This window comes from Martelella lutilitoris, assembly GCF_005924265.1.
Classification (GTDB): domain Bacteria; phylum Pseudomonadota; class Alphaproteobacteria; order Rhizobiales; family Rhizobiaceae; genus Martelella; species Martelella lutilitoris.
The window spans coordinates 370,764-392,938 of sequence record NZ_VCLB01000001.1 but is presented as its reverse complement, the minus strand read 5'-3'; the positions used below and the strand labels follow the sequence as shown (position 1 = coordinate 392,938).

At 63.6% G+C, this 22,175-nt stretch carries 19 protein-coding genes; 10 read left to right on the top strand and 9 right to left on the bottom strand.

Annotation, left to right across the window (positions count from 1 at the left end; translation table 11 throughout):
• Positions 1-169: 169 nt before the first annotated feature.
• The 6 genes from FF124_RS01855 to FF124_RS01830 all read right to left on the bottom strand — a co-directional run bounded on the left by FF124_RS01855 (position 170) and on the right by FF124_RS01830 (position 6,467).
• The gene (locus FF124_RS01855; protein ID WP_138746769.1) at positions 170-1,120 is read right to left on the bottom strand and encodes an ABC transporter substrate-binding protein; all 951 of its coding nucleotides are present in this window, start codon (positions 1,118-1,120) and stop codon (positions 170-172) included.
• Positions 1,121-1,166: 46 nt separating this feature from the next.
• A complete protein-coding gene (locus FF124_RS01850; RefSeq protein ID WP_138746768.1) occupies positions 1,167-2,150 on the bottom strand; it encodes an ABC transporter permease subunit in 984 nt (327 codons plus the stop codon).
• Positions 2,151-2,183: 33 nt separating this feature from the next.
• Positions 2,184-3,713 (bottom strand): sugar ABC transporter ATP-binding protein, encoded by a 1,530-nt coding sequence (locus tag FF124_RS01845; RefSeq protein WP_138746767.1) that lies wholly within the window; start codon positions 3,711-3,713, stop codon positions 2,184-2,186.
• Complete coding sequence (locus tag FF124_RS01840; protein ID WP_138746766.1) at positions 3,710-4,495, bottom strand: DeoR/GlpR family DNA-binding transcription regulator; 786 nt, start codon at positions 4,493-4,495, stop codon at positions 3,710-3,712. Before FF124_RS01840 ends, FF124_RS01845 begins: the two co-directional genes overlap by 4 nt.
• A gap of 237 nt (positions 4,496-4,732) precedes the next feature.
• A complete protein-coding gene (locus tag FF124_RS01835) occupies positions 4,733-5,191 on the bottom strand; it encodes a baeRF12 domain-containing protein (protein ID WP_138746765.1) in 459 nt (152 codons plus the stop codon).
• 100 nt (positions 5,192-5,291) lie between these two features.
• Complete coding sequence (locus FF124_RS01830) at positions 5,292-6,467, bottom strand: LysR family transcriptional regulator (protein ID WP_138746764.1); 1,176 nt, start codon at positions 6,465-6,467, stop codon at positions 5,292-5,294.
• Positions 6,468-6,607: 140 nt separating this feature from the next.
• On the opposite strand from FF124_RS01830, the gene FF124_RS01825 reads away from it, so the two are divergent.
• The 10 genes from FF124_RS01825 (at position 6,608) to FF124_RS01780 (ending at position 17,747) form a co-directional block, all read left to right on the top strand.
• A complete protein-coding gene (locus tag FF124_RS01825; RefSeq protein WP_138746763.1) occupies positions 6,608-8,158 on the top strand; it encodes an aromatic amino acid lyase in 1,551 nt (516 codons plus the stop codon).
• A gap of 55 nt (positions 8,159-8,213) precedes the next feature.
• Positions 8,214-9,131 carry a glycine betaine ABC transporter substrate-binding protein OsmF gene (osmF, locus tag FF124_RS01820; RefSeq protein WP_138746762.1) on the top strand — a complete coding sequence of 306 codons (918 nt, stop codon included), beginning with the start codon at positions 8,214-8,216 and terminating at the stop codon, positions 9,129-9,131.
• 83 nt (positions 9,132-9,214) lie between these two features.
• Complete coding sequence (locus FF124_RS01815; RefSeq protein WP_138746761.1) at positions 9,215-9,421, top strand: hypothetical protein; 207 nt, start codon at positions 9,215-9,217, stop codon at positions 9,419-9,421.
• 47 nt (positions 9,422-9,468) lie between these two features.
• A complete protein-coding gene (locus FF124_RS01810; protein ID WP_138746760.1) occupies positions 9,469-10,671 on the top strand; it encodes an ABC transporter permease in 1,203 nt (400 codons plus the stop codon).
• A complete protein-coding gene (locus FF124_RS01805; protein WP_138746759.1) occupies positions 10,668-11,606 on the top strand; it encodes an ABC transporter ATP-binding protein in 939 nt (312 codons plus the stop codon). Before FF124_RS01810 ends, FF124_RS01805 begins: the two co-directional genes overlap by 4 nt.
• Positions 11,603-12,343 (top strand): ABC transporter permease, encoded by a 741-nt coding sequence (locus FF124_RS01800; protein WP_138746758.1) that lies wholly within the window; start codon positions 11,603-11,605, stop codon positions 12,341-12,343. Before FF124_RS01805 ends, FF124_RS01800 begins: the two co-directional genes overlap by 4 nt.
• Positions 12,344-12,353: 10 nt before the next feature.
• Positions 12,354-13,733: a dihydroorotase gene (locus tag FF124_RS01795; RefSeq protein ID WP_138746757.1), complete on the top strand. Its 1,380-nt coding sequence runs from the start codon at positions 12,354-12,356 to the stop codon at positions 13,731-13,733.
• A complete protein-coding gene (locus FF124_RS01790) occupies positions 13,730-14,980 on the top strand; it encodes a Zn-dependent hydrolase (protein ID WP_138746756.1) in 1,251 nt (416 codons plus the stop codon). The genes FF124_RS01795 and FF124_RS01790 overlap by 4 nt, the downstream gene beginning before the upstream one ends.
• Position 14,981: 1 nt before the next feature.
• On the top strand, positions 14,982-16,070 hold the full coding sequence (locus FF124_RS01785; RefSeq protein ID WP_138746755.1) for a thiohydantoin desulfurase: 1,089 nt from the start codon (positions 14,982-14,984) through the stop codon (positions 16,068-16,070).
• Positions 16,071-16,082: 12 nt separating this feature from the next.
• Positions 16,083-17,747: a thiourocanate hydratase gene (locus FF124_RS01780; protein ID WP_138746754.1), complete on the top strand. Its 1,665-nt coding sequence runs from the start codon at positions 16,083-16,085 to the stop codon at positions 17,745-17,747.
• A gap of 330 nt (positions 17,748-18,077) precedes the next feature.
• Here the strand turns inward: FF124_RS01780 and gyrB are convergent, their stop codons facing one another.
• The 3 genes from gyrB to FF124_RS01765 all read right to left on the bottom strand — a co-directional run bounded on the left by gyrB (position 18,078) and on the right by FF124_RS01765 (position 22,073).
• Positions 18,078-20,513 carry a DNA topoisomerase (ATP-hydrolyzing) subunit B gene (gene gyrB / locus FF124_RS01775; protein ID WP_138746753.1) on the bottom strand — a complete coding sequence of 812 codons (2,436 nt, stop codon included), beginning with the start codon at positions 20,511-20,513 and terminating at the stop codon, positions 18,078-18,080.
• A gap of 226 nt (positions 20,514-20,739) precedes the next feature.
• Entirely contained in the window at positions 20,740-21,621 is an 882-nt protein-coding gene (locus FF124_RS01770; protein ID WP_138746752.1) for an NAD(P)/FAD-dependent oxidoreductase, read from the bottom strand.
• 5 nt (positions 21,622-21,626) lie between these two features.
• A complete protein-coding gene (locus FF124_RS01765; protein WP_138746751.1) occupies positions 21,627-22,073 on the bottom strand; it encodes an RrF2 family transcriptional regulator in 447 nt (148 codons plus the stop codon).
• Positions 22,074-22,175 lie beyond the last annotated feature (102 nt).

Here is a 22,175-nt window from a genome sequence, read left to right as displayed (position 1 = left end):
CCACCTCACGACTGCGGCGAGCTTACCGGCAAACCGGCTCAAGTCCAGTCTGGCCCAAAGAGAAATTTCCACCTTGACGCGCATCAAGGGAACGGTGCGCACAGAAAAGGCGCGACGGAAAACCGTCGCGCCTCTCAGGTCTCAATGCGGCTGCGGGCCGGGTGCGGGCTTACTCGCGGACGGCCGTCCAGCCCTGATACTCGTCGACATTGTCGGCCGTGATCAACTGCGGCTCGAGCAGCACGGTGGTCTCCTCGATTTCCTCGCCCTGATAGAACTTGTAGCCAAGCTCAAGCGCCTCGCCAGCCATGACATAGGGGTCCTGGGACGCGGATGCCTTCAAAAGCGAGTTCGGGTCCTTCAGCGACTTTTCCGTATCCGGCGCGCCGTCGACGCCGGTGATGATGATGTCGGTGCGGCCGAGCTGTTTGGCGGCGAGCTGGGCGCCGAGCGCCATCGGGTCATTAGCGCCGAAGACCGCGTCGAGATCGGAGAAGCGGGTCAGCAGGCCCTGCATCACGTTCATGCCGCCCTCGCGCGCGGCAAGGCCGTTCTGGTCGTTGGAGACCACATTGATGCCGTCATTGGCCTCGAACACCTCCATGCAGCCGGTAAAACGGTCATTGAGCGAGGAGGAGGACGGGCCCTTGATGATGGCGACATTGCCTTCGCCGGAAAGCGCGTCGACGATGTACTGGCAGGCCTTCTGGCCGGCGGCGATATTGTCGGTCATCACCGTCACGTCGGCGCCCGGCGCGGAAACGTCGAAGGCGGCAATCGTGATGCCGGCATTCTTGGCCCGGTTGACGGCGGGCGCGATCGCCGTGTCGTCAACAGCGTTCAGCATGATGATGTCGACGCCCTTGGCGATGAAGTTGTCGATCTGGCTGACCTGCTTGTTGAGGTCGTAGTCAGCGGAAACCGAGGTGATCTCGACATCCGGATTGATCTCGCGGGCGCGGTCCTCGATGCCCTTGATCGTGGCGACGAAGAACGGGTTGCCGAGCAGGCCGACGGAAATGCCGATGCTGTTCAGTTCCTTGTCCTGCGCCTGCGCGCCGGCGGCCGTCATGGCAATGGCGGCTGCCGCGCCAAGAAGAAGTTTCTTCGAAATATGCATGGTTGCTCCTCCGCGTGTTTGCGTTTCATGCGTGAATGAAAGGCCTTTATGTCCTGTCGGAACCCTTGCCGCGGAAGCGGTCGAGGGTGACGGCAGCGATAATGACAAGGCCCTTGATGATGAACTGCCAGATGTCCGACGTTCCCGTCAGGATCAGGCCGTTCGACAGGACCGCGATGATCAGCGCACCGATCAGCGTGCCCCAGATCGAGCCGACGCCGCCAACGAAACTGGTACCGCCCAGAATGACGGCGGCGATTGCGTCGAGCTCATAGGATTGTCCGAGTTGCAGGCCGTTGGCCGCGTAAAGCCTGGCCGCCGACATGACGCCGCCGAGCCCGGCCATCAGTCCGGACACGCCGTAGACGAACAGAAGGACGAGCGGCACCTTGATGCCGGTCAGCCGCGCGGCCTCCTGGTTGCCGCCGACGGCATAGATCCAGGTGCCGAGCACCGTGCGGCGCAGCACGAACCAGGAAATCAGGATGACCAGAAGGGCGATGATGGCAAGGATCGGCACGCCCAGGATGTCGCCATTGCCGATCACCGCGAATGGCAGTTCGGCGTTGAACACCGTCGTGTCATTGCCCATCAGCCGGGCCACGCCGCGCACCGCCGTCAGCGATCCGAGCGTGACGATGAAGGGCGGCAATCGCAGGAAGGCCACCAGCGCGCCGTTGGCAAGGCCGAAGGCGAGACCGAGCGCCAGCCCCGCCGGCACGCCGATCCAGCCGAGCGCCGGGTTGAGCGAGAACATCACCGCCGCCATGGCGGACGCCGCGAGGATCGAGCCGACCGAAAGGTCGATGCCCCCGGTCAGGATGACGAAGGTCATGCCGGCGGCCAGCACGATGTTGATCGAGGCCTGCTGCATGACGATCGACAGATTGTTGACCCCAAGGAACTTGCCGGTCAGGAGCTGGAACCCGATTGCCAGCAGAATCAGCACCGGCAACATGCCGAGCGTCTTGATCAGCGTGCCGACCTGGTAGGACCGGCCGTTTGCCGCCCCCTTCTGCGCCTCAGTCATAGATGTCCTCCTTCGGCTTCTTAGCGCCGTGTGTCATGCCGCAGCCCCGGTTCCCGTGGAAAGCCGCATGATTGCTTCCTGTTCGATCGCCGCGCCGTCCGCCGATGTCACCTCGCCGGCGATTTCGCCCTCGCGCATGACGATGACGCGGTCGGCGACATTGATGATTTCCGGCAACTCGCTGGAGATCATCACCACGGCAAGGCCCTGGCGCGCCAGCTCATCGATCAGCCGGTAGATTTCGGATTTCGCGCCGACATCGACGCCGCGCGTCGGCTCGTCGAGAATGATCACCTTCGGTTTGACTTCGAGCAGCCGTCCGAGCAGCACCTTCTGCTGGTTGCCGCCCGACAGCGAGCCGACATTGACGAAGGGTGAGGGCGCGCGGATCGACAGTTTCTCGAACTCGGCGCGCGCCCGCTTGCGCGCCGCGGTGAAATTGCGCGTGCCGGCAGGTCCCGAATCCTCGCCCATGACGCAGATATTGATGTTGTCGGCAATCGTCATGTCGAGGAACAGGCCGAGCTGCTTTCGGTCTTCCGTGAGATAGACGATGCCGGCGTCAAGCGCGGCGCTCGGGCTTTGCGGGGTTACCTCGCGGCCTTCGAGCAGCACCGTGCCCGATGTTGCCTTGTCGGCGCCGTAGATCAGCCGTGCCAGTTCGGTGCGTCCGGATCCGACAAGACCGGACACGCCAAGCACCTCGCCGCGCCGGACGGAAAAGGAGCAGTCGCGCACCTTGCGACCGGCGCTCATATTGCGCACCTCAAGGACCGTTTCGGCGCTTTCGTCGCGTTCGACATGCTCCTTCTTGTAGAAGGTCGAGAGGTCGCGTCCGACCATCATCGAGATCAGCCGTTCGGCGCTCAGCTCGTCGCGGTCAAGCGTGCCGATATATTTGCCGTCGCGCAGCACCGAGCAGCGGTCGGCAAGGCGGTAGACCTCTTCCATGCGGTGCGAGATGTAGATGATGGCGATGCCGTCGGCCTTGAGCGCGGCGATCACGTCGAAGAGCCGCTCGGTCTCGCGGCTCGACAGCGACGTCGTCGGCTCGTCCATCACGATGATCCTGGCATTGGTGGACATGGCGCGGGCAATCTCGACAAGCTGGCGCTCGCCGAGCGACAGGCTGCCGACCACCGTCGAGGGCGAGAAATCGACGCCGAGACGCTTCAGCAAAGGCGCGGTGCGCGAGCGCATCTCCGCGCGGTTGACGATGCCGGAACGCGCGCGCTCATTGCCGAGGAACACGTTTTCGGCGACCGTCAGATTGGGCGCCAGCGACAGTTCCTGGTAGATCACGGCAACGCCCATGGCCTTGGCCGCCTTCGGGTTGCCTTCCGGCACCGGCTTTCCGCCGACCAGGATGGTGCCGCCCTTGTCCGGCGTATAGGCGCCGGAGAGAATTTTCATCAGGGTGGACTTGCCGGCGCCGTTTTCGCCCATCAGCGCGTGCACCTCGCCGCCATGGGCGGTGATTGCAACATCCTCAAGGGCCTTCACGGATCCGAAGGTCTTCGAAATGCCTTCCATTTCCAGAACCGGGCGTGCGGTCTCTGTCATGCGTCGGTCTCTCCCTTTCGCGCGGCGACGATATAGTCGACGCCTTCCTCCTCGAGCATGCGGGCATCGGCATCGGCGAGGCCGTCATCGGTCACCAGCTTGCGGATCTGCGCAAAGGGCAGGGACAGCGTCGATGTCCGTTCGGCGAATTTGCGGCTATCGACGAGCACGATGATCTCGTTGGCGAAGGCGGCCATGTCGCGGGTCAGCTGCACGAGCAGCGGATTGGTCTCCATCAGGCCCTGTCTCTCGATGCCGAGCGCGCCGACGAAGAATTGCGAGGCATAGAAGGCGCGCTCGTCGGAAAACCGGTCGTAGACGATGCCGGGCTCGCGATGCAGGTCGCCGCCGCCGATGGTCAGCTGGCATTCGCCGAATTCGGCGAGATAGGCGGCAAGCGGCATGGAATGGGTGAAGACCCTAAGATTGCGCCGGGCGATCGCCATGCCGAAGTGAAAGCAGGTCGAGCCGCCGTGAATGATGATCGCGGTGCCGTCGCGCACGAGGGTCGAGGCGGCGGCGGCGATCGCGCGCTTCTGCGCCACGGCGATGTCACGGTTTTCCATGAAGGGAAGGGGGATGGCGCGTCGGGCGTGATGCCCCTTTTCGGCCGCGATGCCGCCATGCACGCGCTGGCCGAAGCCGGCCTTCTCGAGCTTGTCGATATCGCGCCGGACAGTTGCGGCGGACACGCCTGTCGCATCGGTCAGCTCGGTGACCGAGAGAAAGGGGTGCTCAGCAAGCAGGGCCAGGATTTTCTGGTGCCGGTGCAACTCCGCCATTCCGTCCTCCCGTACGGAATCTTGTTTCGGAAAAAATGAACCAATCGATTCAGAAATGCAAGATTTTGTGCGTACTTTTGGTCGAAAACTGTTTTGATGCGATCAAAAGATGATCGATATCAATCATTTCGGCCGTGATCTGGCGTTTTGGTATCTTTGCGGAGGCTTTCGGTCGCCGACGGCAGTTGCGCGGGCCGGGCGCGGCAAGCGCTGGCCCGCTGCAACCGCCGATCGGGCTCAGGCGGCGCGCAATTTGGTCAGGTGCTTTTCGATATCGGCGACCGACTGGTTGGCGAGTTCCTTCTGGATCTCCTCGCGCATTGTCCCGCTCGTCTCGGCCTTGAGATGGGGGCGGAGCGCGCCGATTGCCGCCGGCGGGGCGATCAGGACGTAGTCCTCGATCGTCTTGTCATAGACGAGGGCGTTGAGACGTTCGGCGACGCGTTTGACAAATTCCTGCTCAGCCTGTTCATGCCAGTCGGTTTCCTCCATGGCGCTGCGACCGTTGCCGACCGAGGAATGCGAGCGTCCGGGCCGGTCGGTGCCGATCTCGCGCGAGGGCGCGTCGTCCTGGGCGAAGCGCTCTTCGACCCTGAGGTTCAGGATTTCGGCATCGCCGATGTTTTCCAGAAACAGCGCCCGCGATCCGTCGCAGACGACGACCCAGGATTTGTGGGGAACTTTGAACAGGCTCATCATGGACCTCCTCTTGGTTGCCGGGGAAGATTTGCCTTAAGCAGAAACCCTCCGGGCAGGCCTGATGTTCCTCGAAAAGGTATCCGAAGCCGTGCCCCCTTCAGTCGATCGCCGGCAAAACCTCCAGGATTCGCCCCGCCTGGCGGGTGGCGGCCGTGGTCGGCGGCCAGACCAGGGAGAGGGTGAGGCTGAAACGATCCGACAGCGGAATGCTGCCGATCGGGGCGGCCATGGAAAGAAAGGCGGCCTCCGGCAGCACGGCGACAAAATCATGCTCAAAGACGAGGTTGACGATGATCGGCAGGGAATCGACCTCGACGATGCGCATGGCCGCCCGTTCGGCCTCGCTCAGCTTCTCGGCGAAAAGCGCGTCGGCCTTTTGCCTGAGTCCGCTTTTGAGGCTCGGCACGGCGACCGGGCGGGTCAGCACCAGATTGGCGACGTCCCCGCCGCTTGTCTCGATCAGCCGGCGCGGGCCGACGATGGAAAGGCGCGAGCGCGAGATCGCCCGGCGCTCGAAATTTTCCGGGATCGCCTCGGTATCCAGCAGCGCCACGTCATAGGTGCCGCCCTGCAGGCCGCGCATCAGCTCGTCCGCCGTGGTGGAGGAGATAAACAGCGGCGTGCCGGGCCGCTGCTCGAGCCAGCGCGCGGAAAGCCGGGCGAGGGAGCGCGCGGTATTGCTCTCGTAACCAAGCGGGATCACCGAGCCCAGGTGGCAAGTGGAGACGGTGCGGCGGAACTGGCGGGCCGCACTCTTGGTCAGCCGTTTCCAGACTTCCTCCAGCGTCTCGGCAAGGGCGAGCACCTGCTGGCCGGCGGCGGTCAGGTCGATACCCTCGGCGTTGCGGGCAAAGAGCGCCCGGTTCATGTCCGCTTCGAAGGCGGAAATCTGGCGGGAAAGCTGCGGCTGGCCGATGCCGATCTCGCGCGCGGCGCGGCGGATACTGCCCGAGCGCGCCACCTGCGAGAAGCGGGAGAGCGTAAGAAAGCTCACCGAAAGCTTCGCCTTTTGCACGGCGTCAACCACCGCAATCTCCCCAAGAGCACGGGCCGTGCCTGCCGCAAGCGCGATATCCGGCATCAGCCGCCTTCCCTCAAGCGTCAGCGACAGGCGCGATCCGGCCTTCTGCACCAGCGGCGTAGCGAGTTCGTCCTCCATCCGGCCGACGGCGGCCGCCATGCTGGCCGGCGGACGATGCAATGCGCGCGCTGCAGGCCGCAGGCCGCCGCATTTCAGCACTTCATGCACGCTTATGATCGTCAGCGTATCCAAGGACTTCGTCCTGTTTTGCGGTGCTTATATTTTATGCAAAATAAAGATTGCATAAATCGGGAGCATCTCCTGTTCATCATATGGGATATCCCGCCCTCCGCGATAATCCAATAGGCTCGCCTCAATCAATGGGGAACGCAATGAGCCCGAAGAACAAGAGCATCATGTTTTCAGGACAGCCGCTCGATTTCGACATCCTGTCGCGGATCGGCGCCGGCCTCGCGCTTCCCGCCGTCACCCAGGCCGGTGTCGAGCGGGTCGAGCGTGCCCATCAGGTGGTGCGCGACCGGCTTGCCGAAGGACTTTCGATCTACGGCGCCAATACCGGCGTCGGCGCGATGAAGGATACCGAGTGGACGGTCGAGGCGCTGGAAGATTTCAATCTCGGCCTCGTGCGCGCCCATCATTTCGGAACCGGAGACCCCTTCCCGGTCGAGATTGTCCGCAACGCGATCGCGATCCGCATCAACACCGCGCTGACCGGCCGGGTCGGCTGTTCCATGGCACTTGTGGAGGCGTTTCAGGCGCTGCTCGAACATGATGTCATTCCGGTCGTGCGCCGCACCGGCTCCATCGGCTGCGCCGACATCGGCCTGATGGGCCAGGTCTCGGCAGCGCTCACCGGCGTCGGCGATGCCGTCTATCAGGGCCGCCGCATGCCGGTGACCGAGGCCTTTTCGGCTGCCGGTCTTCAACCTCTGCGCATGGAACCGCGCGACGCGCTCGCGTCCTTCTCGCTCAATGCCATCGGCTATGCCTCGGCGGCATCCGCCCTGCACAAGGCCGCCCTTGCCGTGCGCGTGCTTCTGGCGACAGGGCTTGCGACGGCCGGCGCCATGGGGGCCGCGATCGCGCCCTGGCGTTCGGTGGTCGAGGTCGGCACCCATGCCCATGCCGATATCGGCGTCTGGCTCTGCCGCGCCTTTGATGACTGGTGCTGGACGTCTGCCAGCCATGTGCAGGATCCGTTGTCGATCCGGATGATGCCGCAGGTGTTCGGCACCACGATCGAGAGCCTGACGATTGCCGGCAATACAATCCTGGCCGCTACTGGCCGCACCGACGACAATCCGGTGGTCATCGGAAACGAGGTGCTCACCTCCGGCGGCTCGTTGCCGCTCGATGTGACGATCTACATGCAGGCCGCCCAGATCGCGATGGCCCATGTGGCGCGCAACATCTTCAACCGCTGCGTCATTCTCGCAAACGGCGGACGGCGCGGCCTGCCGGTCAATCTCGTGCCGCCCGGCACGGTGGCCACCGGTTTCGGCCCGATCCTGAAACTTGCCGGTGATCTCTTCATCCGCACCCAGTCGCTGTCCGCGCCGATCTCGGCCCAGTCGCTGGTGGTCGCCGGCGGCATCGAGGACGAGGCCGCCTTCCTGCCGCTGGTGGTCGAACGCTTCGAGCGACAGGTGCGGGCGCTGAGGCGCATGGCGGGGCTCGAGGCGTTGCTGGCGGCACAGGCCATGGATATTTCCGGCGATGAGCCACGCGGTGTGGCAAATCTGGTCTATGCTATCGTCAGATCGCATTCCGCGCTCTATCTGAAGGATAGGCCGCTTTCGAGCGAGGTCGAGCAGATTGAAGAGGAGCTCGGCTCGGAGGCGACAATGACCAGACTGATCGAGAAGGCGCCGCTGGCCCTGCTCGATGACTTCTTCGCACTCGCACCGCCTGAGACGGCCTGAGGCCGCAGGCGATCAAGCACGGTTTTGAACGGACCGACCAAGAGAGGGACAAATCATGAAACGACTTTTCACTTTGACAGGCGCGCTCGCCATCTCAGCCTTTGCCCTTGCAGGAACCGCTTCGGCCGATCCGGTCGTCGTCTCCTCCAAGATCGACACGGAAGGCGGTGTGCTCGGCAACATCATTATCCAGGCTCTTCAGGCCAATGATATTCCGACGGAAAACAAGATCCAGCTCGGCGGCACGCCGATCGTCCGTCAGGCGATCACGCAGGGCCAGATCGATATCTACCCGGAATATACCGGCAATGCCGCCTTCTTCTTCAACAAGACCGACCTTCCGGTCTGGAACAAGCCGGAGGCCGGCTATGAAGAGGCCAAGAAGCTCGACTACGACACCAACAAGATCGTCTGGCTGACCCCGGCGGACGCCAATAACACCTGGGCGATCGCTTTGCGCAAGGACGTTGCCGATCCGAACAACCTGTCGACCATGAGCGAGTTCGGCGCCTATGTCGCCGATGGCGGCACGGTGAAGCTGGCGGCATCCTCCGAATTCGTCACCTCGCCGGCAGCGCTTCCGGCCTTCGAGAAGGCCTATGGCTTCGATCTCACCTCCGGCCAGCTGATCCAGCTTTCCGGCGGCGACACGGCGGCAACGATCGCGGCGGCGGCAAAGCAGACCTCCGGCGCCAATGCCGCCATGGTTTACGGTACGGACGGCGGCATCGCGCCTTCCGGCCTGAAGGTGATGAAGGATGACAAGGGCGTCCAGCCGGTCTACCTGCCGACCCCGATCATCCGCGAGGTTCGCCTCGAGGAATACCCTGAGATCGCCGAGATCCTGAAGCCGATCTTCGAGGGCCTGACGCTTGAAACCCTGCAGGACCTCAACGGTCGTGTCCAGGTCGGCGGCGAACCGGCCGATGCGGTTGCCAAGGACTATCTGACGACGAACGGGTTCGTGAACTAACAGGCTGGCCCCGGCGCATTTGTCCATCCTTTTTAACCGTCATGCCGGGCTAGACCCGGCATCCAGGGCGGCTCGAAAAGTGGATGAAAATCGCCAAGAAGGGCTCTGCCATGCGGCCCTGGATCCCGGCTCAAGGCCGGGATGACGGGAACGAGTATTTCCGGCTTCCTCCAATTTGCGTCATGCTCGGGCTTGAGCAGGGCATGACGCAGCAGGTGGAGCGGGCGAGTGCAAAAGACGCTCAGGCCGTTCGCAATATCAATCTGCCGCGTGAATTGCATTGTCTTTAGCCCCCGCCGTAAGCGGGATAACCGACCCACAAGCCGAAGGGCATGCCATGTCAGCCATCAGCGCATACCGAAAGGAAGGCCGGGCCGCCGCAAGGCTCGACAAGCTCGGCGTCATCGTCGCGGCGATTGCGCTCTTCGCGCTCTTCCTCCAGCCCTTCGCGCTCTTCCGCGCGAACCGCATTGTCGCGGCCGACAATGTGATGGTCTGGTCGGCCATGCCGCTGTGGCAGGCCATTATCCTTGTCGTCGCCATGCTCGCCGCCATCGCCCTCATTCTGTTCAGGACGCCGGTGAACCTTCGGCTTGGCGTTTCGATCGCCGCGATTGCCGTGCTGGCGCTGATGGTCGGCCGTGCCGGCTATTACCTGATGCCGGCGGATAATCCTTACGCCCGTGTCTCGCCCGGCGCGAGCTTCTGGATCCTGTTGTTCGCCTTTTCCATCGCCATGGCCGATGCCATCGTGCGCAAGGCCTTGCCGCCGATGATGCGGATCGCGTTCCTGATCGTCGCCGCCGTCGCGATCGGGCTTCTGCTCTGGTCGGGCGCGTGGAACGACCTGTCGATCCTGAAGGAATACAACAACCGCGCCTCCGCCTTCTGGCGCGAGGGCCGCACCCATGTGGAACTCGCCTTCGGCTCGCTGGCGGCTGCATGTCTTGCCGGCATCCCCATAGGCATATTGTGCTTCCGCGTGCCGAGGGTGCGCGCCACCATTTTGAACAGCCTCAACGTTTTGCAGACGATCCCGTCGATTGCGCTGTTCGGCCTGCTGATCGCGCCGCTCGCCTGGATCGGCCGCAATGTGCCGGGCGCTGCCGAACTCGGCATTGCCGGTATCGGCTTCGCCCCGGCCATCGTCGCGCTGTTTGCCTATTCGCTGCTGCCCGTCGTCTCCAACACGGTCGCCGGCCTCGACAGCGTGCCGCGCGATGCCCGCGAGGCCGCGCGCGGCATGGGCATGACCGGTCGCCAGCGGCTTTTCCAGGTGGAGCTGCCGCTGGCCTTTCCCGTCATCCTCACCGGCATCCGCATCGTGCTGGTGCAGAATATTGGCCTTGCCGTAATCGCCGGGCTGATCGGCGGCGGCGGATACGGCACATTCGTCTTCCAGGGCATTGCCCAGACGGCCACCGACCTCGTGCTCCTGGGCGCGCTGCCGGTCGTCGGCATGGCCTTTGCCGCGGCCATCATTCTCGATGCGCTTGTTGAACTCAGCCAGACCAGGGCCAAAAAGGGGAGCCGGGCATGATCGAGATCGAGGGAATTACCAAGGTCTATGGCGACTATAATGCCGTCGACAACGTCTCGCTCACCGTCGAGCGCGGCGAACTGGCGGCGATCGTCGGCACGTCCGGCTCCGGCAAGACCACGCTGATGCGAATGATCAACCGCCTCGTCGAGCCGACATCCGGCGTAATCCGCATCGACGGGCGCGACAATCGCGAACTGCCGGATTACGAGCTTCGCCGCGGCATCGGCTATGCCATTCAGGGCCATGGCCTGTTTCCCCATCGCTCTGTAGCGGAAAACATCGCCACCGTGCCAAAGCTTCTCGGCTGGGACAGGAAGCGGCGCGATGCCCGCGTCGATGAACTGCTGGAGCTGTTCCATCTGGAGCCGGCAGCCTTTCGCGACCGTATGCCGCACGAGCTTTCCGGCGGACAGCAGCAGCGCATCGGCGTCGCCAGGGCGCTTGCCGCCGAACCGGCCGTGTTGCTGATGGACGAACCCTTCGGGGCGCTCGACCCGATCATCCGCGCCAAGGCGCAGGAAGACCTGATCGATATTCAGAGGAAATTCTCCACCACGGTCGTGCTCGTCACCCATGATATGGACGAGGCAATCCTCCTCGGCCACAAGATCGCGGTCATGCATGAGGGAAAGCTCGAACAATATGCGCCGGCGGCCGAAATCATCGCCGATCCGGCGAGCGCCTTCGTCAACGAACTGCTCGGCACCGGCGACAAGGCCTTTCGCATGCTCTCGCTGGAGGCTTGCGAAAACCTCGTCGAGGAAGGCCCGGCCGAGGGCGAGGCGATCCCCGCTTCGGCAAGCCTGAAGGATGCGCTGGCCGCAGCACTCTGGTCCGGTCGTGACGCGCTGCCGGTCGAGCGCGATGACAAGGTCATCGGCCGGGTCACCCGCGATGCCCTGATCCGTCGCGCTGCGGGACCGTCATCATGAGAGCCTCGGTCTTCATCCGTCTGGCGCTTCTCGTCCTGCTGATCGCCTTCATCAGCTTTCCGGAAGCCTTCGCGCCGGTGTTCCGGCCGTTCACCCAGAACGGCGCGCCGGCGATCTACACCCAGACCAGCCTGCTCTCCCTGACGCTGAGCCACCTCGCCATTGTCGGCGCGGCGACGGTTGCGGCGACCCTCTTTTCCGTCGGCCTTGCCATCATCGTCACAAGGCCGTTCGGCGTCGAGTTCCTGCCTCTGTCGCGCTCGATCGCCAATATCGGCCAAACCTTTCCGCCGGTCGCCGTGCTGGCGCTTGCCGTGCCGATGTTCGGCTTCGGCCCGATCCCAACGCTGATTGCGCTGTTTCTCTACGGCCTTCTGCCGATCTTCGAGAACGCGCTGACGGGGCTCACCAATTTGCCGGGCAATGTCTCGGAGGCCGCGCGCGGGGTTGGCATGACCGGCACGCAGCGTCTCATGCAGGTCGAGTTCCCGCTCGCCTTTCCCGTCATTCTCGCCGGCATCCGCCTTTCGGTCGTCATCTCGCTGGCGACGGCAACGATCGGCTCGACGGTCGCCGCCAAGACGCTCGGCGAGGTGATCATCGCGGGGCTTTTATCGAACAACACCGCTTTCGTTCTGCAAGGCGGTCTCGTGGTCGGCGTTCTGGCGCTCCTCATTCACGATGCCTTCGTGATGTTCGAGCGGGCAACCGCGCGGCGCACGGGCCGCTTCTACTAGGAGACATCAAATGTCGGATTTCGATCTCGTTCTGAAAGGCACGCTGGTGCTTTCCGATCGGGTGGTCAAGGGCGGCCATGTGGCGGTCCGCGACGGGCTGATCGCAGCCATCGGCCAGGGCACGATGCCCGAGGCACGCGAGCGTCACGATCTGGGCGAAGCCCTGATCCTGCCGGGCGCCATCGATGCGCAGGTGCATTCGCTGAGCCAGAAGGACCAGGAGGATTTCATCTGGTCAACGCGCTCTGCCGCTTCCGGCGGCGTCACCACGATCGTCGACATGCCCTATGACGAGGGCAATGTGGTGAATTCGGCCGAAGCGGTCAAAAAGAAGATCGCGCATGCATCGCCACAGGCCCGTGTCGATTTTGCCCTTTACGGCACGGTCGATCCCACGGAAGGGGCATCGCGTATCGTCGAGCAGGTAGAAGCCGGCGTCGCGGCCTTCAAGTTTTCCACCTTCGGCACCCATCCGACCCGCTTCCCCCGTATCCCCGCAGCGCTTCTGGAAGAATGCTTTGCGGCGATTGCGCCGACCGGCCTTGCCGCCGGCGTCCACAATGAGGACGATGAATTCGTCAACGCGGCCATTGCGAAAGTGAAGGCCTCCGGCATCACCGATTACCGCGCCCATGGCCTGTCGCGCCCGCCGCTGACCGAACTGCTCGCCATGCACCAGATCTTCGAGACGGGAGCCGAGACCGGCTGCCCGGCGCATGTGGTGCATTGCTCGCTTGGCCGCGGCTACGAGATCGCCGCCGGCTATCGCGCTGAGGGCCACAACGCCACCGTTGAATGCTGCATTCACTATCTGACGCTGGACGAGGAAAACGACGTCAAACGGCTCGGCGGCAAGGCCAAGATCAACCCGCCGGTGCGTCCGCGCGCCGAGGTTGAAAAACTTTGGCGCCATGTCGCTTGCGGCAATGTCACGCTGGTTTCCACCGATCACGTGAGCTGGTCGGAAGACCGCAAGACCAATCCGGATATGCTGGCCAATGCGTCGGGCGTGCCGGGGCTTGAGGTGATGATGCCGCTCTTCGTCAAGGGGGCGCTCGAGCATGGCGTGCCGCTGTTCTGGGCGGCAAGGCTGATGGCCGCCAATCCGGCGAAGCATTTCCGCATCGACCACGTAAAAGGCGCGCTCGAAATCGGCAAACATGCGGACATCGCCGTGCTGGAACCCGGCGATTTCGTCTATGACGCGGCGCAAAGCGGCAATAATGTCGTCGGCTGGTCGCCCTATAACGGCATGCGCCTGCCCTACAAGGTGGCGGCGACCTTCCTGCGCGGAAAACAGGTCTTTGACGGAAAAGCCGTCGCCGAACCGGGCTCCGGACGGTTCGTCCGGCCAGAGGCGAGCCTGCCGCTTCGGGAGATGATCCGATGAGCCGCAATCTCGCCGTCAGCGCGGCGCGGATCGCCGCCGATATCGATGCGCTGGCCGCGATCACCGATCCCGGCCGGCCGTGGACGCGGAGGGCCTTTTCCGATTTGTTTCTGCAAGGCCGCGCCTATCTGGAGACGCAGTTCCGGGCCGCAGGCCTCGAAACCCACATCGATACAGCCGGCAACCTGATTGGCCGCCGGGCGGGCCGAAACGCAAAAGCCGGCACGATCATGCTGGGCTCCCATTCTGATACGGTCCCGGATGGCGGGCGCTTCGACGGGGTCGCAGGCGTTGTCGTGGCGCTGGAAGTGGCGCGCGGTCTGAAAGAAGCCGGCATCGAACTGGAACACAATCTCGAAGTCGCCGACTTTCTCGCCGAGGAAGTCTCGATCTTCGGCGTTTCCTGCGTCGGCTCGCGCGGCATGGCCGGTATCCGTCCCGACGAGTGGCTCGGCCGCGAGGCGGAGGGCATGACGCTGGCCGAGGGCATCGAAAAGGTTGGCGGTAAACCGGCATTGCAGATCGCCCGTGACGATATCCGCGCCTTTCTCGAACTGCATATCGAGCAGGGGCCGGTGCTGGAGGGGGAAAAGCTGGATATCGGCGTCGTCACCGCCATCGCCGGCATCACCCGCGTCGAGATCATCGTCGAGGGCCGGGCCGATCACGCCGGCACCACGCCGATGGACCGCCGCGCCGACGCACTTGCCGCGGCGGCGCATGTGGTGCTTGCAGTTGAAACCCTTGCCGGCGAGCTTGCCGCGACCCCCGGCCATTTCGCCGCCACCACCGGCGAATTCGAGATGTGGCCGAACGCGGCCAATGTGGTGCCGTCGAAGGTGCGCATGCTGCTCGATATACGCTCGGAACACCGCGACGATCTCGGTGAATTCCTGACCGGTCTGGAATCCTGCCTCGAAGGCATCGCGCGTGACAATGGCGTTGCCATCGCCGCGCCGCGCCTCGTCTCCGACAATCCCGCCATGCCGATGGACCCGCTGGTGATGGAAACGCTTGATGCGGCCTGCGAGACGACAGGCGCTGCGCATCGTCGCATGGCCTCCGGCGCTGGCCACGATGCAGCCTTCATGGCGCGCATTGCCAGAGCCGGCATGATTTTCATTCCCTGCCTTTCCGGCCGCAGTCACGCGCCCGAGGAATGGGCGGAAAACGCCGATATCGCGCTCGGAGCGGAAGTGCTGCTCGAAGCGGTGAAGCGGCTCGACACAAAACTGATGGAGCAATGAGATGGGCCGTATCCTGACGACCAAAGATGTCGAACCCGCCGTCAAGGGCGGCTCTGTTTATGCTGCCGGTGGCGGCGGATGGGCCGATCATGGCCGCATGCTGGGCTATGCCGCCGTCAATGTCGGCAAGCCGGAGCTGGTCTCGGTGGAAGAGCTTGCCGATGAAGACTGGGTGGCGACCGCCGCTGCCATCGGCGCGCCGGCCTCGACCACGCCGTGGGAGATGCAGGGCATCGACTACATCAAGGCGGCGCAACTGCTGCAGGACGCACTCGGCGAAAAACTCGCCGGCCTGATCGTCGGCCAGAACGGAAAATCCTCGACGCTGAATGGCTGGCTGCCGTCCGCCGTGCTCGGCACCAAGGTGGTCGACGCCGTCGGGGATATCCGCGCCCATCCGACCGGCGACATGGGCGCAATCGGCATGGCGAGTTCGCCCGAACAGATGATCCAGACTGCCGTCGGCGGCAACCGCGCCGAAAATCGCTATATCGAACTGGTGGTGAAGGGCGCGACGGCGAAGATCTCGCCGGTGCTCAGAACCGCGGCCGACCAGTCCGGCGGCTTCATCGCGTCGTGCCGCAATCCGCTCAGGGCATCTTACGTGAAAGCCAATGCGGCGCTCGGCGGCATCTCCATGGCGCTCGCGCTCGGCGAAGCGATCATCGCGGCAGAGAAGAAAGGCGGCTCCGCCGTCATCGATGCGATTGTGAAAACCACCAATGGCGCAATCCTGACCGAGGGCAAGGTGACGAAGAAGGCGGTGGTCTACACCAACGAGGCCTTCGATGTCGGCACAGTCACGGTGGGTTCCGGCGACAAGGCGACGGTGCTGCACGTGATGAACGAATACATGGCGGTCGAGGATGCCGGCGGCAACCGGATCGCGACTTTCCCCGATGTCATCACCACGCTGTCGCCCGAGGGTGAACCCTTGAGCGTCGGTCAGTTGCAAGAGGGCATGACCATCTTCGTGCTGCATGTACCGAAGACGGTTATTCCGCTGTCGTCCAGCGTCAGGGATCCGGCCGTCTATCCGGTAGTCGAAAAGGCGCTCGGCATTTCTATTGCCGATTACGCGCTCGCCTGAGGAGACAGGACAATGCCGAAAGACAATCCGCGCCATCCGAATTTTCCGATCCCCGGCGGGCCTGAAGTTCGTGCAAAGGGCTGGCGGCAGGAAGCGCTGCTGCGGCTCATGGAAAACGTGCTTTCCGTCGGCGAGGACCCGGACAATCTCGTGGTCTATGCCGCGCTCGGCAAGGCCGCGCGCAATTGGCCGTCCCACGCCATGATAGTCAAGACGCTTCTCGAAATGGACGAGAACCAGACGCTGATCATCCAGTCCGGCAAGCCGGTCGGCCTGTTGAAGACCCACGCGAAAGCGCCGCTCGTCATCATGGCCAACTGCAATATCGTCGGCCAATGGGCGAAGGCGGAGGTGTTTTACGAACTGGAGCGCAAGGGGCTGATCTGCTGGGGCGGGCTGACGGCCGGCGCCTGGCAGTATATCGGCTCGCAAGGCGTCATCCAGGGCACCTATGAAATCTTCATGCGGATTGCCGAAAAGCGCTTCGACGGTTCGCTGGCCGGCCGTTTCATCCTGACGGCGGGGCTCGGCGGCATGGGCGGCGCCCAGCCGCTGGCCGGCCGCATGGCGGGTGCGGCCATTCTGGTGGTCGATATCGATGCTGAGCGCGCGAGGAAGCGCCACGAAATCGGCTTCCTCGACGAGATCGCGCCGGACCTTGACGCTGCGCTGGCGATGATTGAGGAGGCGGTAGCGGCGAAGAAGGCGATCTCCATCGGCCTCGTCGGCAATGCCGCCGACATCTATCCGGAGATTGTGCGGCGCGGCATCACGCCCGACATCGTCACCGACCAGACCTCGGCCCATGATCTGGTCTATGGCTATGTGCCGAAGGGCATGTCGCTGGCCGAGGTGAAGCGTCTGCGTGAGGAAGGCCCGGCGCAGCTGATGGCCGCAAGCCGTGCCTCGATTACCGATCACGTCCGCGCCATGCTGAAGTTCCAGCAAAACGGCGCGGAGGTGTTCGACAACGGCAATCTGATCCGCACTCAGGCGCGCGAAGGCGGGGTCGAAAACGCCTTCGACATTCCAATCTTCACCGAAGCCTATCTCCGGCCGCTGTTTGCCGAAGCCATCGGCCCGTTCCGCTGGATGGCGCTTTCGGGTGAGGCGAGCGATATCGCCCGCATCGACGATCTTGTGCTCGAAATGTTTCCCGACAATTTCATCGTCACCAACTGGATCCGGCTGGCGCGTGAAAACGTGCCGTTCGAGGGCCTGCCTGCGCGCATCGCCTGGCTTGGCCATGGCGAGCGCACGCGCCTTGCCGTCGCCGTCAACGATCTCGTGGCGAAGGGCGAGCTCAATGGCCCGGTCGCCTTCTCGCGCGATCATCTCGATGCAGGCGCCATGGCGCATCCGAATATCATGACGGAAAACATGAAAGACGGCTCCGACGCGATCGCCGACTGGCCGCTGATCGACGCCATGACCATGTGCGCCTCGATGGCCGATCTCGTCGTCATCCATTCCGGCGGCGGCGGCTATGCTGGCTACATGACCAGCGCTGGCGTTACCATCATCGCCGACGGCACCCCGGAAGGGGCCGAACGTCTGGAGCATGCGCTGACCAACGACACCTCGCTCGGGATCATCCGCTATGCGGATGCGGGGTATGAGCTTGCAAAGGCGGCGGCGGAACGCGGGAGCGTGGGGTATCTGCCGCTGGAGGGGTGACAACGCCGCCGCCCCGCCGTGTGAGACGACCCTGCTCGCCTTGTGAGAGTGCTCTGCCGAAAACCGATCTTTTCCCTTGAGGGGGAGATGCCCCGAGAGGGGCAGAGAGGGGTGAAACCCTGCAAGTAAGCAAAGAGTAAGAGGGGAGGTCCGCTCCCCCTCTGTCGTTTTCGCGACATCTCCCCCCAAGCGGGGAGATTGACTGTCATTCAGTCCGCACATCGCTCCGGTGTCGCCAGAGCCTGTGACGCGTCGCCTGGATCCTCGGGTCAAGCCCGAGGACGACTCAGAGTGAAGTGATGGATTGCGCCCGATAAAACGGTTGTCCCGTCAGATATCCAGATTGGCCACCGAAAGGGCGTTGTCCTGGATGAAGTCGCGGCGGGGTTCCACCTCGTCGCCCATCAGGCGCGAGAACAGGCCGTCGGCGCTGGTGGCATCGGAGACCTTGACCTGCAGCAGGGAGCGGACGTTGGGGTCCATCGTCGTTTCCCAGAGCTGCTCGGCATTCATCTCGCCAAGCCCTTTGTAACGCTGGGTGGTGAGGCCCCGTCGGCCGGCTTCGAACACGGCCTCCAGCATGGCGCGCGGGCCGTGGATGGTCAGATCGCCATTCTTGCGGCTCAAAAGCGGCGGTTTCTCGTAGACCTCGAACAGACGTTTCTGCAGCTGGTCCATGTAGCGCGCATCGGTCGAGCCGATCAGGCCCATGTCGAGCGAGGCGACTTCCTTAACGCCGCGCACGGTGCGCTCGAAGCGCAGTCCGCCATCCTCGCGCACGAAGCCTTCCCAGCCACGCTCGGTTTCCTCGGCGATCACGTCGAGACGGGCGGCGATATCGGCGGCAAGGCGTTCGGCCTCCGCCTGGTCGGTCACCCGTTCAGCGTTCAGAGCACCGGCAATCGCCGCCTGCTCGACCACCGCACGATCATACCGCGAATGAATGCCTTCCATCAGGTTGCGCATGCGGATCGCGTCAACAATCACCTGGCGCAGGTCCGCGCCGGCGCGCACTTCGCCGGAGGCCAGATGTAGGGATGCATCCTCAAGGCCCTGATCGATCAGGTAATCCTCGAGCGCCTGCTCGTTTTTCAGATATTGCGTCGATTTTCCACGCGTTACTTTGTACAGCGGCGGCTGGGCGATATAGAGATGGCCGCGCTCGATCAGTTCCGGCATCTGCCGGAAGAAGAAGGTCAAAAGCAGGGTGCGGATATGCGCGCCGTCGACGTCAGCATCGGTCATGATGATGATCTTGTGGTAGCGCAGCTTGTCCGGATTGTACTCGTCCTTGCCGATGCCGGTGCCAAGCGCGGTGATCATCGTGCCGATTTCCTGGCTCGACAGCATCTTGTCGAAACGCGCGCGCTCGACGTTCAGGATCTTGCCGCGCAACGGCAGGATCGCCTGGGTTTCGCGCGAACGGCCCTGCTTGGCGGAACCGCCGGCCGAATCGCCCTCCACCAGGACCAGTTCCGACTTCGCCGGATCGCGGTTGGAGCAGTCGGCAAGCTTGCCCGGCAGCGATGCGATATCGAGCGCGCCCTTGCGCCGCGTCAGTTCGCGCGCGCGCCGCGCCGCCTCGCGGGCAGAGGCTGCCTCGGCCACCTTGGTGACCAGCACGCGGGCCTCGTTCGGGTGCTCTTCCAGCCACTGGCCGAGCGCCTCATTGACGCAGCTTTCGACAACGGGGCGCACCTCGGAGGAGACCAGCTTGTCCTTGGTCTGCGAGGAAAACTTCGGATCCGGAACCTTGACCGAGAGAACGGCCGTCAGCCCTTCGCGGCAGTCGTCACCGGTCAGCGTGACCTTTTCCCGCTTCAAAATGCCGGATGTGTCGGCATAGGAGACCATCTGCCGGGTCAGCGCGCCGCGGAAGCCGGCCATATGCGTGCCGCCGTCGCGCTGCGGAATGTTGTTGGTGAAGCAGAGCACATTCTCGTGGTAGCTGTCATTCCACCACATCGCCACCTCGACGGTGATGCCGTCCTTCTCGGTGGAAATCGCGATCGGTTCGGAGACGAGCGGCTTTTTCGAACGGTCGAGATAGGCGACGAAGGCCGCCAGCCCGCCATCATAGTGCATTTCCTTGGAAACCGGCTCGGCATGGCGATTGTCGGTCAGAAGAATGCGCACGCCCGAATTCAGGAAAGCCAGCTCGTGCAGGCGCTTTTCCAGCGTATCATAATCGAAATCGACCATGGTGAAGGTTTCGGAACTGGGCATGAAGGTCAGTTCGGTGCCCGTCTCGCCGCCGGCATCGCCGATGACCTCCAGCGGCTTGTCGGCAACGCCGTGGGTAAAGGAAATCTGGTGCAGCTTGCCATTGCGCTTGATCTTCAGTCTCAGCCAGACCGAGAGCGCATTGACCACCGAAACCCCGACGCCGTGCAGGCCGCCGGAGACCTTGTAGGAATTCTGGTCGAACTTGCCGCCGGCATGCAGCTGGGTCATGATCACTTCGGCCGCCGAAATGCCCTCGCCGGTATGAATATCGGTCGGGATGCCGCGGCCGTTGTCGGTGACGGTCACGGAACCGTCGGGGTTCAGCGTCACGGTGACGAGGTCGGCATAGCCGCCGAGCGCCTCGTCGATGGCGTTGTCCACCACCTCATAGACCATGTGATGCAGACCCGAACCGTCGTCAGTGTCGCCGATATACATGCCCGGGCGCTTGCGCACGGCGTCGAGGCCCTTGAGAACCTTGATCGAATCGGCGCCGTATTCGGCCGGAAGGCCGACGGCTGTTTCTGGAGTTTCGCTCATCAACAGGTCTTTCCGAATGTGTCAGGGGTGCGGCGGGTCCCGCAAAACACCGCCGAATCACTGCTTTTTCAAGCGCCAAGCTTAGGGGAAAAGCCGTTTCCGCTCAAATCGCTGCGGTCCCTTTTACAGTCAAATTGGGGATAAACCTAGACCGTTTCAATGGCAGGGGCTTTTGGCCCCGCCACTCGTCAATCCGGCAGGATTTCTGCCGTGCGGCCTGAAGGTCTCAAAAGACCAGAGAGCGGTGAAGCGCGGCGCCGGCCCAGGCGCCGTCGGCAACGGCAAGCGAGACCGAATGCGGCGAGCGGGCGGCATCGCCGCAGGCGAAGGCGCCGGCAATGCCGGTTTCCTTCATCGCGTCGGTGACGATCTGGCTGCCGAGCATGGTTTCCTCCAGCGCGCAGCCGAACCGCTCGGCAATGGAGGTGGCCGGAACGGTTCGCGAGGCCACGAAAAGGCCGGTAAAGGACAGGAGGCGGCCGTCGGCAAGGCGGATGTCGGCCTTGCCCTCGATGCCGGCCACCGGCGTTTCCTCGATCGCGACGCCGCGACTGGTGAGGTCGTCGCGGGTCGCGGCGTCGAGCGTCACCGCGCCGTTCAGAAGGAATGTCGTCTTTCCCCATTCCGGGATTAGCTGTGCCTGATGCAGGGAGGTCGGGGCCGAGGCAATCACGCCGAGCGCGCCTTCGTTCAGCTCGTAGCCGTGGCAATAGGGGCAATGAAAGGCGTGCTTTCCCCAGCGTTCCTCAAGCCCCGCAATATTCGGCAATTCGTCGCGAACGCCTGTTGCAAACAGGACCCGCCGGCCACGATGGACCGTGCCGTCGGCAAGCGTAAGCGAAAACCCGTCCTTCTTTCCCGTGACATTCTCGGCAAGTGCGTCGATCCAGGTCAGGGTCGGATAGGCTTCAAGCTGGCGGCGCGCGTCCGCGGCGATCTTGCCCGGTTCGACGCCGTCCTGGCCAAGAAAGCCGTGCGAGTGGCTGGCGAAGCGGTTGCGCCTTTTGCCGCCATCGACCACCAGCACGGACCGGCGAGCGCGCAGAAGCTGCAGGGCGGCGGCCATTCCGGCATAGCTGCCGCCGATGATGATGACGTCATAGTCCATGAAGTCTATTCCTTTTGACTGCGCCAGGCGTCGTGGCGCCGCTTGAAATCGGCCGCGAGATCGGCAAGGGAAACGTCTGAAAAGCGGGACAGCAGCAGCGCCTCGGCCTCGGCAAAGGCATCGTCGAGCGCGGCATTGACCGCCTGCTCGACGAGGCAGGAGGGGTTTTCGCTGCGATTGCCGATGGCGAAGATCGCCGGTTCGCCCAGAGCGTCGTGCAATTGCCTGAGCGAAACCTTTTCCAGGTCGGCGGAAATCCGCCAGCCGCCGGCATGGCCGCGCGCAGACGTCACGAGGCCTGCCTCGCGCAGGAGACCCATCGTGCGGCGAACGACCACCGGATTGGTGTTCATGCAGCGCGCGAGCGCTTCGGAGGTCATCGGTTCGTCGTCCTGTTCGGCCATATGGAGCAGGGCATGGAGGACGGAGGAAAGGCGACTGTCTCTTTTCATGTAACTTTAATTATTACATTACGAGGCAAAATACAAGCGGCACCCGTCAGGGGCGCCGCCTGGAATTGGTAGAGCGGTCGCGCCTATCAAGGAAACGCAGAC

Excerpts from the sequence above, each read along its gene's own strand:
- FF124_RS01840 (WP_138746766.1), bottom strand. The coding sequence starts at position 4,495 with ATGGCGGAGTTGCACCGGCACCAGAAAATCCTGGCCCTGCTTGCTGAG.
- FF124_RS01800 (WP_138746758.1), top strand. The coding sequence starts at position 11,603 with ATGAGAGCCTCGGTCTTCATCCGTCTGGCGCTTCTCGTCCTGCTGATC.
- FF124_RS01790 (WP_138746756.1), top strand. The coding sequence starts at position 13,730 with ATGAGCCGCAATCTCGCCGTCAGCGCGGCGCGGATCGCCGCCGATATC.
- FF124_RS01780 (WP_138746754.1), top strand. The coding sequence starts at position 16,083 with ATGCCGAAAGACAATCCGCGCCATCCGAATTTTCCGATCCCCGGCGGG.
- osmF (WP_138746762.1), top strand. The coding sequence starts at position 8,214 with ATGAAACGACTTTTCACTTTGACAGGCGCGCTCGCCATCTCAGCCTTT.
- FF124_RS01770 (WP_138746752.1), bottom strand. The coding sequence starts at position 21,621 with ATGGACTATGACGTCATCATCATCGGCGGCAGCTATGCCGGAATGGCC.
- FF124_RS01835 (WP_138746765.1), bottom strand. The coding sequence starts at position 5,191 with ATGAGCCTGTTCAAAGTTCCCCACAAATCCTGGGTCGTCGTCTGCGAC.
- FF124_RS01765 (WP_138746751.1), bottom strand. The coding sequence starts at position 22,073 with ATGAAAAGAGACAGTCGCCTTTCCTCCGTCCTCCATGCCCTGCTCCAT.
- FF124_RS01845 (WP_138746767.1), bottom strand. The coding sequence starts at position 3,713 with ATGACAGAGACCGCACGCCCGGTTCTGGAAATGGAAGGCATTTCGAAG.
- FF124_RS01815 (WP_138746761.1), top strand. The coding sequence starts at position 9,215 with ATGAAAATCGCCAAGAAGGGCTCTGCCATGCGGCCCTGGATCCCGGCT.
- gyrB (WP_138746753.1), bottom strand. The coding sequence starts at position 20,513 with ATGAGCGAAACTCCAGAAACAGCCGTCGGCCTTCCGGCCGAATACGGC.
- FF124_RS01795 (WP_138746757.1), top strand. The coding sequence starts at position 12,354 with ATGTCGGATTTCGATCTCGTTCTGAAAGGCACGCTGGTGCTTTCCGAT.
- FF124_RS01855 (WP_138746769.1), bottom strand. The coding sequence starts at position 1,120 with ATGCATATTTCGAAGAAACTTCTTCTTGGCGCGGCAGCCGCCATTGCC.
- FF124_RS01850 (WP_138746768.1), bottom strand. The coding sequence starts at position 2,150 with ATGACTGAGGCGCAGAAGGGGGCGGCAAACGGCCGGTCCTACCAGGTC.
- FF124_RS01785 (WP_138746755.1), top strand. The coding sequence starts at position 14,982 with ATGGGCCGTATCCTGACGACCAAAGATGTCGAACCCGCCGTCAAGGGC.
- FF124_RS01825 (WP_138746763.1), top strand. The coding sequence starts at position 6,608 with ATGAGCCCGAAGAACAAGAGCATCATGTTTTCAGGACAGCCGCTCGAT.
- FF124_RS01805 (WP_138746759.1), top strand. The coding sequence starts at position 10,668 with ATGATCGAGATCGAGGGAATTACCAAGGTCTATGGCGACTATAATGCC.
- FF124_RS01810 (WP_138746760.1), top strand. The coding sequence starts at position 9,469 with ATGTCAGCCATCAGCGCATACCGAAAGGAAGGCCGGGCCGCCGCAAGG.